A 15,719-nucleotide genomic window follows, 5' to 3' on the forward strand; every position below is an offset into this window, starting at 1 on the left:
CGCTTCGAAGGCCGTGAGGGCACCCCGGGTTGACTTTGCCGCTCCCTCCGGCGTTCGTTGGGTCATGACCGTTTGGAAGCAATCGGCCCGGGTGGCCGGCCTGGCCCTTCTCGCAGTGATGCCCCTTCGGGCGGACGACTGGACGCACTGGCGGGGCCCCACACGCAACGGGATTTCCGCAGAATCCGGCTGGAGCGACCGCTGGCCGGACGACGGCCCCCGCGTGGCCTGGAAGGCCCGCGTCGGGCTCGGGTTTTCTTCGTTCGTCGTGGGCGAGGGACGTGCGTACACGATGGGCCATGCAGAGGAACAGGACACCATCTTCTGCCTGGATGCGGCAACCGGTCGGGAACTCTGGCGACATGCCTATCCGGCGGCGCTTGGAGACAAGTTCTTTGACGGCGGTACCACCGGCACCCCGACGCTGGACGCGGGCCGCCTTTTCACCTTGAGCCGGTGGGGGGATGTCTTCTGTCTGGACGCCGCGACTGGAACGGTGCTCTGGACGCTGCAAGTTGTCACGGAAACCGGGGCGCGGATTCCCGACTGGGGATTTGGCGGCGCCCCGCTCGTGCTGGGCGAACGGGTGTACCTGAACGTCGGTGATGGCGGGCTGGCGCTGGAGCGTGAGACTGGGGCGGTCGCCTGGCGATCGGGAACGCGCAGCGCGGGATATTCGACGCCCCTTCCGGTCGGGCGCGGTTCCGAGACTCTCGGCCTGTTCTCGACGGGACAATCCTATCTGGCAGTTCGGCTCCGGGATGGCTCGCCGACATGGAGCCTGCGATGGCTTACGGAGTACGGGGTGAACGCCGCAGACCCAATCGTGGATGGCGACCACCTGTTTCTGTCCTCGGGTTACGGCAAGGGGGCCGCGCTGTACCGGCTTGGGCCGGGGGAGCCCGTGCAGGTCTGGAAAAGCAAAGTGCTCCGGACCCAGATGAATGCCGCGGTGCTGTTGGGTGGGCATCTCTACGGCGTGGACGGGGACACCACGGAGAAGGCGGCACTGAAGTGCGTGGAGGCGGCGACCGGAGCGGAATTGTGGTCCCAGGGAGGGTTCGGATCGGGTGGCCTGATCATCGCCGGGGGGAGGATCCTGGCATTGGGGGGCACCGGGGAGCTGATGGTCGCGCCGGCGACACCCGACGGCTTTGAACCCGTGTCCCGATCCCAGGTGCTCGGCGGCAAGACGTGGACGGCGCCCGTGCTGGCGAACGGCCGCGTGTACTGCCGAAACTCCCGCGGGGACGTGGTTTGCCTCGACCTTCAGGCCCGCTGAATCCGCGCCGGCGCGAAAACGTCCCTCGACCCATGCAATCTCTTCCCCTGAGGCGAAGAACCTTCCTGCGCGGTGCCGGGCTGGCCGGTGTTGCGTTCGCGGCGGCCCCGTGGGTGCGGCCCCAACCTGCCGACCGCACCTACCGCATCGCGCTGATCGGCTGTGGCTGGTGGGGACGCAACATCCTGAAGGAGGCGATGGCAAGCCGCCGGGTGACCGTCGTCGGCCTGTGTGACGTGGATGAACAGGCCCGCGAAGTCACCGCGGAGCAGGTGAACGACCTGAACGGAGATTCCCCGAGGACGTTTGCCGACTACCGGGACCTCCTGGCGAAGGCCGCCCCCGACGTGGTGTTGATTGCGACCCCGGATCACTGGCACGCCCTGCAGGCGATCGCCGCGCTTCGCGCCGGGGCCCACGTCTTCGTGGAGAAGCCGACGGGTCACACCGTGAACGAAAGTCGCGCGATGTGGCACGCGGCCCGGGACAGCGGCCGCAAGGTCCAGGTGGGGCTGCACCGCCGCATCGGGCCGCACCACGTGAGCGCGATGAAGTTCCTGAAGTCGGGCGCGGTGGGCACCGTGGGGATGGTCCGCCTGTTCGCGCACGGCGGCGGGGGGCCGGAGAAGCCCTCGATCAACGGACCGCCGCCCGAGGGGATGGACTGGGACCTGTGGTGCGGCCCCGCCCCATCCCGGCCGTTCAACTCCCGGATTCACCCGGGGGGCTGGCGCAACTTTCTCGACTATGCCAACGGCCAGCTGGGTGATTGGGGGGTCCACTGGCTGGACCAGGTCCTGTGGTGGAACGGCGGGGAATACCCAAAGCGGATTTTCTCGACCGGCGGACGGCCGGTGGCGGGACCACCGGTCCTCACGGAGCGGGAACAGACCACCGATGCACCGGACCACCAGGTGGCGGTCTACGAATTCGAGACGTTCACCTGCGTGTGGGAACACCGGAAGTTTGCGCAAAATGGCGCCGAGCGGCATCCGATCGGCGCGTACTTCTACGGCTCCCGCGGAACCCTGCACATCGGTTGGCGCGATGGCTGGACGTTTTATCCGTCGGGGGATTCCGGCACGTCGCACCACGAGGACCCGCAACTGCAGGAACCTGACGGCCACAACCTGGCCCTGTTGTGGACGGATTTCCTTGAGGCGATCGAGCACGGCAGGGAACCGGTGTCGGGCATCGAGTCGGCCCACCGGTCCTCAGTGCTGCCGATGCTGGGCATGATTTCCCTGCGGACCGGGAGAGCGCTCCAGTGGGACGGATCGAGGGAACAAATCATCGGTGATCCGGAGGCCGCGGCCCTGATGAGCCGACCCTATCGGGCCCCCTGGATCTATCCCCAGGCGTGACGGCGGGCCCGTCACGGCCACGGTCGGATTCCACCCCTCGGACGGCCACCACACCGGATTCCGGTGTCTTGCCGCCGGGCTTCAGCCGGATAGGCTTGCTGGCGGTGTTGCGCGCTGGGTCGGAGTGGAAGGGGTTCAGGTGGCTGAGTGTCGTGGCCGGAGGGTTGCTGGCCCTCCCGATCGCCGCGGAGGCGCCGCCCGTCGGCCTCGTAAACATCTCCGAGACCCTGGCAATGCAGCGGACGCTCACGCTGTTTTCCCCGGCCCCCTCCGGCCGGCGGCCCACGGTGCGCGTGGTGATTTACGGGCAGTCCATCTCCCGCCAAGAGTGGGCGTGGGAGCTGATGCGGGAGCTTCCCCGGCGATTTCCGCACGCCGAGGTGCAAGTGCATCTCCAGGCCATCAGCTCATTCAATGCCGACTCCCTGATCCGGACGGCCGAGGCGGATGTTTATCCGCTGCTCCCGGACTTGATCCTCTTTCACTGCTACGGCCCCTACCTGCCCGGCCAGAGCTGGGAGCAGCTGCTTCGCGCGTTTCGAACACGGACCACTGCGGACGTCCTCCTCCTGGGCAACCACCCGGTGGCACCCTGGGAACTCGATGAACCCATGAATTCCGCAGCGATTGACTTCGAAACGTTTCCCTCCTTGCACGGCCCGGCGTGGGTCAACTACGTCCGGATCCCCGCCCTGTCCCGGGACCTGGGGTTCTGCAACCCCGACAATCGGTCCGCATGGAAGCGTTACCTCCGGGACCAGGGGTTGATGCCGCAGGATCTGCTGTCGGACCACATCCACCTGAATCTCAGGGGCAGTGATCTGCTGAAGGCGATCGTACTGCCCTACCTGGAGGCGCGTCCGATGCAACCGCCGCTCGATCCATTCAACAACGGCAGAGTCCGAACCCATCCGGTCGGAACCGGGGGCCTTGACTGGATTCAGGGGCGCCTGCGGCTGCCGTTTACCGGCAACCGCGTGGACCTGCTGGCAGCCGGCGGCGACGGCGGCCCGTGCCGCGTGCTGGTGGACGGCCGGCCACCGTCGCAATGGCCGTCGGGCACGGGGCACTCCCGCACCTCGACCTGGATTGGCGAAACCGACACCCGTCCAGCCCTGCTTCGGGTCGCCTCCTTGGGACCCCTGGTCGCTGAAGAGTGGAGTCTGACGGTGACGGAAGCGGACCCCGTGGACCGCCGCCGATTCCGGTTCCGGGTCGAAGGAAGCGTGACGGGCGCGGACGGTGAGGGCACCTCGACAGAACGCTTCGTTTCAGACTCCGGGCGGGTTGTGATCGAACCCAGTGATTGGAACTTCATAGTGCTGCCCCCGGCGAATCAGGTGGGTGCCCGGATCTCCTGGACGGCCCGGATGCTTGGCGTTGACGTCTACGAACCTCCGCCGTTGCGGGCGTTGCCGTTGGAGACCTGGGTCAACCTGGTGCACGACCTGACCGACGGACCGCACGTCCTGGAGCTGGAGGCACTGGACGCGGCAAACCCGCCACCGCTGGAAGCGGTGCGCATCCATCATCCGGCCGGCCCCCTGCCGGGAACAGAAATCCCCGAGGCGGCGACTCCGACCCTCCGATACCTGATCCACCGTGAGGGTCTCATGACGGTCTGGCCCGCGGCATGGACGGGAGGGGTGCCTCTGCAGGCTGTGGCGCCCGGCGGCCCGTGGCTCACCACCGACCGGATGTCCGGGGAAACTCTGGGATTCCGGTTCCTTGTGACCCCGATGGACGCGGCGGTCGGGTACGTCGGACTTGGGCGTCCCCTGCACACGGTTCCAAATAGGCCGTGAAGACATCCATGTCCGCGACTTCCCTCGTCTGCCCGGATGATCTTCCGGTTTGCAAAGCGATTTTGATGTAACGACCGGCCGAAAACGCTTCTGGAGGCCATTGAAGTGAACGGCCACATTCCACCAAGCGACTCCGTGAAGCCTCCCGGACCCGTCTGCCCCAGCTGCAAGCAACCCGTGCCTGCGGGCTCACCCGCGGGATTATGCCCACGCTGCCTGCTCGCTGGCGGGGCGCAAACGCTCTCCGGAGGACCGGGGCCGCGGTTTGAGCCGCCATCCGTGGAGGCGGTGGCGGCCCTGTTTCCGGCACTCGAGATCATCGGACTGCTCGGGGCGGGCGGCATGGGTGCCGTCTACAAGGCCCGCCAGCCGGCTCTGGACCGCCTGGTGGCCCTGAAGCTCCTGCCCAAGGGCGGCACCGACGGCGCCAACCTCTCCGAACGGTTCAATCGCGAGGCCCGTGCGCTGGCGCGGCTCAGCCATCCGAACATTGTTGCCGTCCATGAATTTGGGCAGGCGGGAGGGTTGTACTTCTTCATCATGGAGTTCGTGGACGGCACGAACCTCCGCCGGCTCGAGCAGGCCGGCCGGCTGCCGCCCCGCGAGGCCCTTCAGATCATCCCCCAGATCTGCGATGCGCTCCAGTACGCCCACGATGAAGGCGTGGTCCACCGCGACATCAAGCCCGAGAACGTGCTGGTGGACCGCAGGGGGCGGGTGAAAATCGCGGACTTCGGCCTGGCGAAAATCCTGGGGGTGGACCCCGACGCGCTGCGATTGACGGCGGATGGCCAGGTGATGGGGACGCCACACTACATGGCTCCCGAACAGATCGAGCGTCCGCTGACCGTGGATCACCGCGCCGACATCTATTCGCTGGGGGTGGTCTTCTACGAGATGCTCACGGGCGACCTGCCCATCGGGCGATTTCCGCCGCCGTCGCGGAAGGTCGCCGTGGATGTGCGGCTCGACGAGGTTGTGCTGCGCGCGCTGGAGAACGATCCGCAGCGCCGCTATCAACAGGCTGGCGAGGTGAAAACCCGCCTTTCCTCCATCCAGGAGACGCCAACCGAAGCCACCCCGGAGGCAACCCCATCGGCGACGACCTCCGGGGCACGCGGGGGACATTTCCCGCGATGGACCCAACGCCGGCACCACCTGATCCTTGCCGGCCTCATCGGCCTCGTCGGGCTGGTGACCGGCAGCTTTTTTCTGAAGACCACCGTTCTTGATGCTCGTTTGCGCGGAGGCCTCTCGCGGGCGGCCACCGAAATCCGGGCCGAAAGGGATCCGGCGACGGGGCGTCCAACAGCCCGCATCCCCGGTGGCGGCATCGTGGAGGTGGTCGCCATCTCCGACGCAGGCGCAGCACCCAATGCCTGGTGGACACCGGACGGGCGTCCGCTGACGAACGCCGCCCTCCGTCCGGGCGCGATCGGCACGATCACGCACGACGCGCCCGTGACGCTGAAGGATTTCGTGGTCCGGTTTCAGGACCTGCCCGACGGCGCCTCAGGCCCGCATCTGGACTTTGGCCCCGGCGTCAGCTGGACCGGTGGCGGCGAGGTGTTCGACGGCGGCCATCCGCTGCCGGGTGCGTGGCCGGTCCGGGCCGCGCTGCCGCCCGGACTGAAGCGGATGTCCCTCCGGGTCGGCTTTGACCTGGATCCGTGGAGGGTTGTGGCGACGTACGACGCGCAGGATCAGAATTCCACCCAGATCCGGCATCCGGGCGATCCCACCTGGCAGTCGTTCGTGCACCGGGCGTCGGATCATTCCGGATCGGCGCAGGTCACCCTGATCCTCGGCACGCGCAATCCCAACTGGCGCACCCGGGTGGTGGCCGTGACGACCAACGGTGTGGCCCACGATTTCACCAGCGGGAATGGGACGCCCTCGGAATCGTCCGAAGTGTGGACCTTCTCATTCGCCGACGTGCCGCTGACGACGGTGAAGGCATTCGAGGTGCAGGTGCGGCCGGTGACATGGTTCGTGTTTCGTGATCTGGCGCTGGTGCCGTCTTCACCCCTGCCCGCGCCGGAACCGCTGTCGTTTTCCGAGACCATCGAACGCACCTTTGATGAACTGATTGATTTCGAAACCGGCCGAACCGGAACGTTCCCCCCCTCAAAGCCGGGTGACAACCCCTTCGCCGGCATCGGAGAGAACATTCTTTGGGCCCAGGAGAACGGCTTTGACGCCGCGGCGGGCGTGGGGGAGTTGCAGGTCCTGGATATGACCTTCGCCGCGGTGCCGGATTCCGAATGGGACACCCTCGCACCGCAGGACGTCGCCGACCGGCATGCCCGCGGCACCTTCCGACCCCGAACGCTCTCCCCGGTGTCGGGAGGTCACGGCTTCCGGACCTTCGTGTACCGCACGCGTGAGGGAGGATCCGGGATCCTGCGGTTCCGGCAGATCGAGGAGGGGCGATCGGAGATAACCCTCCAGTTCAAGCGCGTCGAAACCGGACACTGGAACCCGACTCCGGCCACCCTGCCAAAAGTCTCGAGATCGCCATGAGCTCGGGTGCCGGATCCGCCTCACCGGAAAACACGGTGTTTGTCACCACCCGCTGGTCGGTGGTGTTGTCCGCCGGGCGTCGCTCGTCGCCCGATTCCGCGCGCGCCCTCGCGGAACTGTGCCGGCAATATTGGTATCCGCTCTACGCGTACGTCCGGCGGCAGGGTCGGTCCCGGGAAGATGCCGAGGACCTGACCCAGGCGTTCTTTGCGCGCCTCCTGGAAACGAACCCGCTGGAGGGCCTTGCCGCAGCGCACGGGCGGTTCCGGGCCTTCCTGCTCGCGGCGCTGAAGCATTTTCTCGCCAATCAATGGGACCGATCCCAACGCCAGAAGCGTGGCGGCGGCGCTGTGCACCTGTCCCTGGACTGGGAGGACGCCGACGGCCGTTACCATCTGGAGCCCGCCGACCCTGCCGGACCGGACCACCTCTTTGATCGCGAATGGGCCTTGGCCGTGCTCGGACAGGTGATCGCGCGTCTCTCCGTCGAGTGCGCCGCCGCCGGCAACGGACGCCTCTTCGAGCACACAAAGGGGTTTCTGACGTTGGGCGCGGAGAGCCGGACTTATGCCGACGCGGCCCGGGCGCTGGGCATGGAGGAGGGCACGATGCGTGTGGCGGTTCACCGCCTCCGCCGGCGCTACCGGGATCTGCTGCGTGAGGAGCTCGCGGGGACCCTCGCGGACCCTTCGATGGTGGACGAGGAGTTGCGATCGCTCCTGGCGGCCCTCGCAGGATAGCCGGAGACGGCATCTCCGCGGTGGGGGTAGCCTGGGACCCCGGCGGGGCCCGGCTCAGGTGTCCGGGCTCGTTCTCGGCACCAGCTTGCCGTCGCGGACCCGCCGGCGGGAGACCTCCTGGCGCCGAAGCTCCAGGACCTTTTCGATGAACTCCACCTGGGCCCGGCGGAGGGGGGCGGACGCCTGGCGGGCCGGAATCTGATAGGTGCCGTTGGGCATCAGATGTCGCGCCTTGGTGTTGTCGGCCAACTCGGTGGCCAGGATGTCGCCGGTGAGTCGCTCGCGCAGGCGACCATCCTCGATCGGGAACACCGCCTCGATGCGCCGGTGCAGGTTGCGGGGCATCCAGTCGGCGCTCCCCACATAGACCTCGGGCTGGTGCGCGTTGTCGAACGACCAGATCCGCGCATGCTCGAGGAACCGGTCCACGATGCTCCGGACACGGATCCGCTCGCTCAGGCCGCGCACGCCCGGTCGCAGACAGCAGATGCCCCGGATGATGAGGTCAATCTCCACACCGGCAGCCGAGGCTTCATACAGGGCGTCAATCACCGGTGTTTCCACCAGGGCGTTCATTTTGGCCACAATCCGCGCCGGAAGGCCCGCCCGGGCGTGCGCCGCCTCGCGGTGGATCAGGGCCAGGATGCGGTCGAGCATGTCGAACGGCGCCAGCAACAGCCGGCGTGACGGCTGTGGACGGCAGATCCCGGTGATCAGGTTGAAGAGGTCGGTTGCGTCCTCCCCGAACTCCGGACGGCAGGTCAGCAGTCCGATGTCGGTGTAAAGCCTGGCGGTGGCGGGATTGTAGTTCCCCGTGCCGAGGTGGACGTAGCGGCGGATGCCATCGTCATCGGCCCGGACGACGAGGGCGACCTTGCAGTGGATCTTGTATCCGACAACGCCGTAGATCACATGCACCCCGGCCTCTTCCAAAGCCCGGGACCAACGGATGTTGTTGGCCTCATCAAAGCGGGCCTTGAGCTCCACGACCGCGGTGACCTGCTTGCCGTTCTTCACCGCATTCATGAGGGCCCCGACGATCCGGGGATCGCCACCGGTTCGATACAAGGTCTGCTTGATCGCCAGCACCTTCGGGTCCTCGGCGGCCTGCTCGAGAAACGTCACCACCGACCCAAAGCTGTCGTAGGGATGGTGGAAAAGGATGTCCCGTTCCTGGATTGCGGCAAAGAGGTCCTGCTTCCCGCGCAACGCCGCGGCTACCGGCGCGTGAAACGGGGGGTCCCGCAACTCGGGTGCATGGGCGTCCTCGACGATGGCCATCAGCCGCGTGGGATTGACCGGGCCGTCCACGACGTAAAGTTCCTCGGGCGTCAGGCCCACATGGGCCAGGAGGTCGGCGGTGACATCGGCGGGACAGTCCGCCGAGACCTCCAGCCGTACCGCAGCGCCGCGCTTCCTTTTGTCGAGTTCATGCTCCACCGCCCGGAGCAGGTTCGGCACTTCCTCCTCGTCAATGTAGAGCTCGCTGTTGCGCGTCACCCGGAAGGTCCAGCATCCCTCCAGCGTCATCCCGGGAAACAGGTCCCCGAGGAACCTGCTGATCAGCTGGTGGAGGAAGATGTAGCACTGGCGGCCCGGTTGCGCCGGCACCTGCACCAGCCGCGGGAGCCCGCGGGGCACCTGCACCACGGCGAGGGACTGCCGGAGCTGCCCCCGGTGCGGCCCATGCAGCCGGACGATGAGATTCAGCGATTTGTTGAGCAGTTGCGGAAAGGGATGCGCGGGATCCAACGCCAGCGGGGTCAGCACCGGTGACACCTTCTCGCGGTAGTAATCGGCGAGCCAGGCGGCGGCGTCCGCGGCGAGGGCGTCCGGATCCAGGAAACCGATGCCGTGCCGTTCGAGCGCCGGCACCAGTTCTTTGCGCCAGCAACGGTACGCATCGCCCACCAGACCCAGCACCCGGCGTCGAATGGCCGTCAGCGTTTCGGAGGCATCCAGCCCGTCTGGAGTCCGCTCCCGAACCCCCGCCTGACGGGCTTCCATCAGTCCGGCAACCCGCACCTCGAAAAACTCGTCGAGATTCGAGTTGAAGATGCAGAAAAACTTCACCCGCTCGAGCAGCGGGGTGTCCGGCGCCAGGGCCTCGTCGAGGACTCGTTGATTGAATTCCAGCCAGCTGAGGTCCCGGTTGAAGTACCGGCGTCTCGGTTTGCGGGGGATTGCCGGATGACGAGTGGACATGGAGTGGTCCGGGGGCGGGGGGCCGGGGGGGGCGTTCAGTTGCGGACCGCTCCGGAGGTGGTGACGGGCGAACCGGGCCGGTACCAGTCCTCGCGCAGCCAGTCGGCGAGCAACCCGATGGACCTCTCGTCCAGTTGGCCGGTGGACAAGAACGCGGGCATCCGGTCGTTGCGCCGCCCGTAAAATCGCTCGTGGCCCGGGTCAGCGATGATGCCGATGATCCACTCCCGGGAGCCCCATCCGGTCAGGTCCGGGGCGGTGGCATCCTCATCGGGTTCGCGGAAGGCGTGGCAGTCGGTGCAACCGAACTCGGAACGGACCAACCGGCGCCCTTCCTCAATCAACCCGGCGTCCCGAAGATCATCAGACGCCTGAAGCGGCAGCCCGGCCTCGGCGCTGACCGCGGCAATCACCTGGACCAGGCCGGCCCGCTGTTCCGCGTCGTACCGGGCCACCTTCTGCTTCACAAACCGGACCATCTTCCCCTCGCGAAACTTCGTGCCGCCATAGTAGTCGGGTCCGTCCACACGGTCGGGGTCCAGCAATCCCGAAAGCCACGTGCGGGATCCGAAGCCCTTGAGGTCCGGGGCACTTGGCGCATCGGCGACCGCGTTTCCCAGCCCGTCGTGGCCGCCGAAGCGATGACAACTGGCGCAATTTTGGGCGAAAAGTCGCGGACCCTGTGTGAGGGGATCCTCGCGAAGCAGCGTCACGGCGCCCGTCGGTGGAATGCCTCCGGCGGCCTGGGCGAGCTCGACGACGCGACGCGCATCCCGTGAAGCCTGTTCCCGGGCGGCAAGAAAGGTGGGATCGGCGAGATCCTGCCGGCGGGCCTGGAGGGTCAGCAACAGTGCCCCAATTCCGATGGATGCCAGAAAGGCGAGATTGAACCGGTGACCCAGCCGCCATCGGCCGATCAGGGGCATCGCGGCCAGGATCAGCAACGCGAGGGTCGGGATGACAATGGCACCCCAGACCTCGGTGTGGCCCGGGAAGTACTTCAGGAACTCGAAGAGGAAGAGAAAGTACCACTCCGGCCGCGCCGCGGGAAACGGCTCGCTGGGATCCGCCGGCGCCGAAAGCTCGGCCCCGTGGAAGGCCAGGGTCAGGAACACAACAGTCGCCAGCACGGCCAGCGCGGCGACGGCATCCATCAATACCTGGTCGGGCCAGAAGGGAGCGTCCGGACGCCGCAGCGGGCGCCGTGCCGTCACGCCGTGCCGGCGGAACAGGGCGATATGGCCGACGATCAGGAGGACGACTCCCGCCGGAAGGAATCCGGCATGGAGCGCAAAAAAGCGGGTGAGCGTCAGGTTCCCGTAGTCGGCCCCGCCGACGATCAGGCGCTGAATCTGGTCCCCGAACAACGGCGTCACCGCGGCAATGTTGGTCGCCACCTTCGTCGCCCAATAGCCCTTCTGGTCCCAGGGCAGCAGGTATCCCGTAAGCGCCAGAGCCAGAGTGAGCAGGAGAAGCCCGAGTCCGAACCAGAAATTCACCTCGCGCGGCGCATGATACGCCCCGTCAATCACCACTTGCATCAGGTGCAGCACCAGGAGCACCACCATGATCTGCGCGGTGAAGTGGTGAAGCCCCCGCAGGAACCATCCACCCGTCATTTCATGCTGGATGTAATAGACGGATTCCCAGGCGGTCAGGGACCCCGGGCTGTAGGCCGACCAGAGGAAGGCGCCGGTGATGAACTGAATGAGCAGGCAGAACGTGAGGGCACTGCCCCAGACATACCGCCACCGCGCACCTCCCGGGATGTTCTCGAACAGCACCTCATGGACCAGACGCCGCAGCCCGGTCCGCGAATCCACCCAGTCCAGAAGTGGCTTCATGCCAACACCCGCTTCTCGCTCTGGCCGGCCTGGAAATTCTCGTAACGGACCCACACCTCCTCCCCGCGGATCTCGACGGGGAGGGTGTCCATCGGCCGCGGACTCGGGCTTCTGGGGTCGTTGATCGCCCCGTCAATGGCGAACGTGCTGTTGTGACAGGGACACAGGAAATCCCGGGCCTCCGGCCGGTAATCCACGAAGCATCCGGCATGGGGGCAAACCGTCTGGAGCGCCTCCACCTCCCGTTCGCCCGTCCGTCGGAGATAAACAGCACCGACCGGAACGGCCGGCATCCGGGTCCAGGCATCCACACGGTCGGCCAGCACGGTGAACCTCCGCGGTGTCCCGTCGGCCGGCAGCGCTGTCAGGGACGCGATCCGCCGGAATCCGGCACCCCGGGCATCGCCGCGCCGGCGCAGCGGGTCGAGCCAGACCCATAATCCCGCGGCGACCGGCACCAGGGTCGCCAGGCCTCCGATCACCAGCGCGAGGGCTTCCTTGACGAAGGACCGGCGCGTTCCGCCCGTTGAATCCACCGCATTGGACATGACGGACGATGAAAACCCGGCGGCCGCAGGTCAGGCGAGCGTGGAATTCCCGGAACCGGGCGCCGTCCGTCCCGTTGAGGGGCTTGCCTGGGCACCCGCAGCGGACCGTCAAGCCCAGGACGGCATCGGACACCCTTTCCAGAGGACGGCACCCGGCCTTCCCCCCCCCGGGAGGGCGACGGTTGCATCACGCCACGTCGCCGGCCGGACTAGCGGCGCGGCCGGGCAGGGCGCTTGCGCGGCGGTGCCTTGCGGGTGCGGGGACCGCGCCCCTTGAACGTCAGTTCCGCAATCCCGGACTTGTCGAGTTCCCCGAGACCCGCGGCGACCATGCGGCGGAACTGCGAATGAGCGGCTGCGGCAAGCGGGGTCTTCAATCCCGCCCCTTTGGCCAGACGAAGGGCGATGCCACTGTCCTTGGCCGCATGGGCGGCGCTGAAAAAGCAGGAATGGTCGCGGTTGACCATGTCCTCGCCGTCGGTGGCCAGGACCCGGCTGTTGGCCCCGGTCTGGGAAAACACCTCCATCAGCACCTTCAGGTCCAGACCGAGGGCCGCCCCAAGGCCGAGCCCTTCCGCCAGGCCGGCCGTGTTGATGTTCATCACCATGTTGACCAGGGCCTTCACCTGGGCCGCCGTGCCGGTCGGCCCGATGTAGCGGAGCAGCTTTCCGTCGTCGGCCAGCGTGCGCAGCAAAGGTTCCACCCGCTCAAACACCGCGCGGTCGCCACCGATCATCAGGTAGAGCGTCCCATTGCGGGCCTGGGTGATGCTCGACGCCATGCAGGCCTCCAGGCTTTCCGCCTTCGCCTTCCGGGCCCGCTTGCGGACCTCGACGTGCACCGCGGGCGTGATCGTCGCACAGTTGATGAAGGTCCGCCCCCGCGCCCCGGTGAGCAGACTGTCGCCCCGGGTCGCAAACACCCGGTCCATGGCCTTGTCGTCGGTGACCACCGTGAAGATGACGTCCGCCAGCGAGGTCACCTCCGCGAGGCTGGCCGCAGCGGTGCAGCCGAGCTCACTGGCAATTGCCGCCGCCGCCGCCGGCCGCGCGTCGTAAACGGCGGTGACCTGGAATCCACTCTCGGCCAGCCGACGGGCCATATTGGCTCCCATGCGGCCGACCCCCACCACTGCAATGCGTTGACTCATGGTTTGAAGTAGGAAAATAAAGAATTGCGGTTGACCGGCGCATGATGGCGAAGCCGGACTTCTTTGCACGCCCAGATTCGATTCCCGGGACGCCCCCACTGCGGCGCCAGTGCCAAAGGCGTCTTGCGAATGTGACATCTTCGGCGTGGCGTGACACATCCGGATCTGATCCCGGAGCGCCAGACATGCCGAGGAAGGGCCGCATTTCCTGAAAAATCCGTCGAAAAGCGCCCGTGCCGCCCGATCGGCACCCCGCTTGCGATGCGGCCGATAGAAACTATGGGCAAAATTCTAGGGATCGATCTGGGAACGACGAATTCCTGCATGGCGGTGATGGAAGGGGGCGAGCCCTTGGTGCTCGAGAATTCCGAGGGGCGCCGGACCACGCCGTCCGTCGTGGCGTTCGCAAAGAATGGCGAACGGCTGGTGGGCGACGCGGCCAAGCGCCAGGCGATCACCAACTCCCGCAACACGGTGTACTCCATCAAGCGGTTCATGGGGCGCCGGTTCGACGAGGTGCAGGAGGAGTTGAAGCGCGTGCCGTACAAGGTGGCGCGTGCCGCGAACGGAGACGTCGCGGTGGAGGTGGAGGTGGAGGGCAAACCCCGGCAGTTCAGTCCGCAGGAGGTCTCCGCCATGATCCTTTCCAAGCTGAAGGCCGATGCGGAGACCCGTCTCGGGGAGTCCATCACCCAGGCGGTCATCACGGTGCCCGCCTACTTCAACGACGCGCAGCGCCAGGCCACCAAGGATGCCGGGCGGATTGCCGGATTGGAGGTCCTCCGGATCATCAACGAGCCGACCGCCGCCTCCCTGGCCTACGGGCTCGACAAGAAGAAGGACGAGAAGATTGCCGTCTACGACCTCGGCGGCGGCACCTTCGACATCAGCGTGCTCGAAATCGGCGACGGGGTCTTCGAGGTCAAGGCCACCAACGGTGACACGCACCTCGGCGGCGATGACTGGGACAACGCGCTGATGGACTGGATCCTGGACGAGTTCAAACGGGATACCGGGATGGATCTCCGCAAGCAGCCGGACGCCCTCCAGCGCATCAAGGAAGAGGCGGAAAAGGCCAAAATCGCCCTGAGCTCCTCGCAGCAGTATGACATCAACCTGCCCTTCATCACCGCGGACGCCAGCGGCCCCAAGCACATCCAGAAGTCGCTGACACGGGCCAGGATGGAGCAGCTTTGCGAATCGTTGTTCGAGCGGACCATCACCCCGACCCGCGCCTGCCTGAAGGACGCGGGAATTGCGGCCGACCAGATTGACGAGCTCGTGCTGGTCGGCGGGATGACCCGGATGCCCAAGGTCGTGGAGACGGCCCGTTCCATGGTGAACAAGGCCCCCCACCAGGGCGTGAACCCCGACGAGGTGGTTGCCGTGGGCGCCGCCATCCAGGGCGGGGTGCTCAAGGGGGACGTCAAGGACGTGCTGTTGCTCGATGTCACGCCGCTATCCCTGGGCATTGAAACCATGGGGCGGGTCTTCACCAAACTGATTGACCGCAACACCACGATCCCGACCCGCAAGTCGGAGATCTTTTCCACCGCCACCGACAATCAGCCCGGTGTGGAAATCCACGTGTTGCAGGGTGAGCGCGCGATGGCACAGGACAACAAGTCCCTGGGCCGGTTCCAGCTCTCCGACATCCCCCCCGCGCCCCGCGGAGTGCCCCAGATCGAGGTGACGTTCGACATTGACGCCAACGGCATCCTGAATGTCAGCGCCAAGGATCTTGGCTCGGGCAAGCAGCAGAAGATCGTCATCACCGCCTCCGGGGGGCTGTCGAAGGATGAGGTCGAGCGCCTGCGGCGTGACGCGGAGTCCCACGCCGACGAGGACCGCCAGCGGAAAGAGGAGGTCGAACTTCGGAACGAGGCCGACAACACCGCCTACCGCGCCGAGAAGCTGGTCAAGGACAGCGGCGACAAGCTCGGGGCCGAACGCGCTCGCGTTGACCAGGGGGCCCAGGCGGTGCGCGACGCCCTCAAGGGAAGTGACGCGGCCGCCATCCGTGTGGCGCTCGACAAACTCAACGAGTCCCTGCAGGTCGCCACGGCGGCGATGTACAAGGACAACCCGCCGGGTGCGGGTGCCGCCGGCGGCGACGCCTCGGGCGGTCCCGCAGGCGGTCCGGAAGCCGCCGCCTCGGGCTCCAGGGAGGGCGAGGGCCCGATCATTGATGCGGAGGTGGTGGATGAAAAGAAGTCCTGACACCCCCGGATCCGGGCTCCCAGGCCCGTTCAGGACG

10 protein-coding genes are annotated in these 15,719 nt (G+C 66.9%); 6 read left to right on the plus strand and 4 right to left on the minus strand.

Translation table 11 applies throughout. The features are described 5' to 3' along the window. Positions 1-118 precede the first annotated feature (118 nt). From KF791_10290 to KF791_10310, 5 genes are all read left to right on the plus strand, one after another. The gene (locus KF791_10290) at positions 119-1,282 is read left to right on the plus strand and encodes a PQQ-binding-like beta-propeller repeat protein (protein ID MBX3732970.1); all 1,164 of its coding nucleotides are present in this window, start codon (positions 119-121) and stop codon (positions 1,280-1,282) included. Positions 1,283-1,329: 47 nt separating this feature from the next. Continuing rightward, positions 1,330-2,646: a Gfo/Idh/MocA family oxidoreductase gene (locus tag KF791_10295; GenBank protein MBX3732971.1), complete on the plus strand. Its 1,317-nt coding sequence runs from the start codon at positions 1,330-1,332 to the stop codon at positions 2,644-2,646. 152 nt (positions 2,647-2,798) lie between these two features. Further along, entirely contained in the window at positions 2,799-4,451 is a 1,653-nt protein-coding gene (locus tag KF791_10300) for a hypothetical protein (protein ID MBX3732972.1), read from the plus strand. Positions 4,452-4,556: 105 nt separating this feature from the next. Further along, complete coding sequence (locus tag KF791_10305) at positions 4,557-6,974, plus strand: serine/threonine protein kinase (GenBank protein ID MBX3732973.1); 2,418 nt, start codon at positions 4,557-4,559, stop codon at positions 6,972-6,974. Further along, on the plus strand, positions 6,971-7,714 hold the full coding sequence (locus KF791_10310) for a sigma-70 family RNA polymerase sigma factor (protein MBX3732974.1): 744 nt from the start codon (positions 6,971-6,973) through the stop codon (positions 7,712-7,714). The genes KF791_10305 and KF791_10310 overlap by 4 nt, the downstream gene beginning before the upstream one ends. A gap of 54 nt (positions 7,715-7,768) precedes the next feature. Here KF791_10310 and ppk1 read toward each other — a convergent pair whose 3' ends face one another. The 4 genes from ppk1 to KF791_10330 form a co-directional block, all read right to left on the minus strand. Next, entirely contained in the window at positions 7,769-9,919 is a 2,151-nt protein-coding gene (gene ppk1 / locus KF791_10315) for a polyphosphate kinase 1 (GenBank protein ID MBX3732975.1), read from the minus strand. A 35-nt stretch (positions 9,920-9,954) separates the two neighbouring features. Beyond that, a complete protein-coding gene (locus tag KF791_10320; protein ID MBX3732976.1) occupies positions 9,955-11,763 on the minus strand; it encodes a cytochrome b N-terminal domain-containing protein in 1,809 nt (602 codons plus the stop codon). Next, entirely contained in the window at positions 11,760-12,311 is a 552-nt protein-coding gene (locus KF791_10325) for a Rieske 2Fe-2S domain-containing protein (GenBank protein MBX3732977.1), read from the minus strand. The genes KF791_10320 and KF791_10325 overlap by 4 nt, the downstream gene beginning before the upstream one ends. Positions 12,312-12,520: 209 nt before the next feature. Further along, positions 12,521-13,462 carry an NAD(P)-dependent oxidoreductase gene (locus tag KF791_10330; GenBank protein ID MBX3732978.1) on the minus strand — a complete coding sequence of 314 codons (942 nt, stop codon included), beginning with the start codon at positions 13,460-13,462 and terminating at the stop codon, positions 12,521-12,523. Between the two features lie 279 nt (positions 13,463-13,741). On the opposite strand from KF791_10330, the gene dnaK reads away from it, so the two are divergent. Beyond that, positions 13,742-15,682, plus strand: coding sequence for a molecular chaperone DnaK (gene dnaK / locus KF791_10335; GenBank protein ID MBX3732979.1), 1,941 nt, complete (start codon positions 13,742-13,744; stop codon positions 15,680-15,682). Positions 15,683-15,719: the final 37 nt, after the last annotated feature.

This window comes from Verrucomicrobiia bacterium (assembly GCA_019634635.1).
In the GTDB taxonomy this organism is placed as follows: Bacteria; Verrucomicrobiota; Verrucomicrobiia; order Limisphaerales; family UBA9464; genus UBA9464.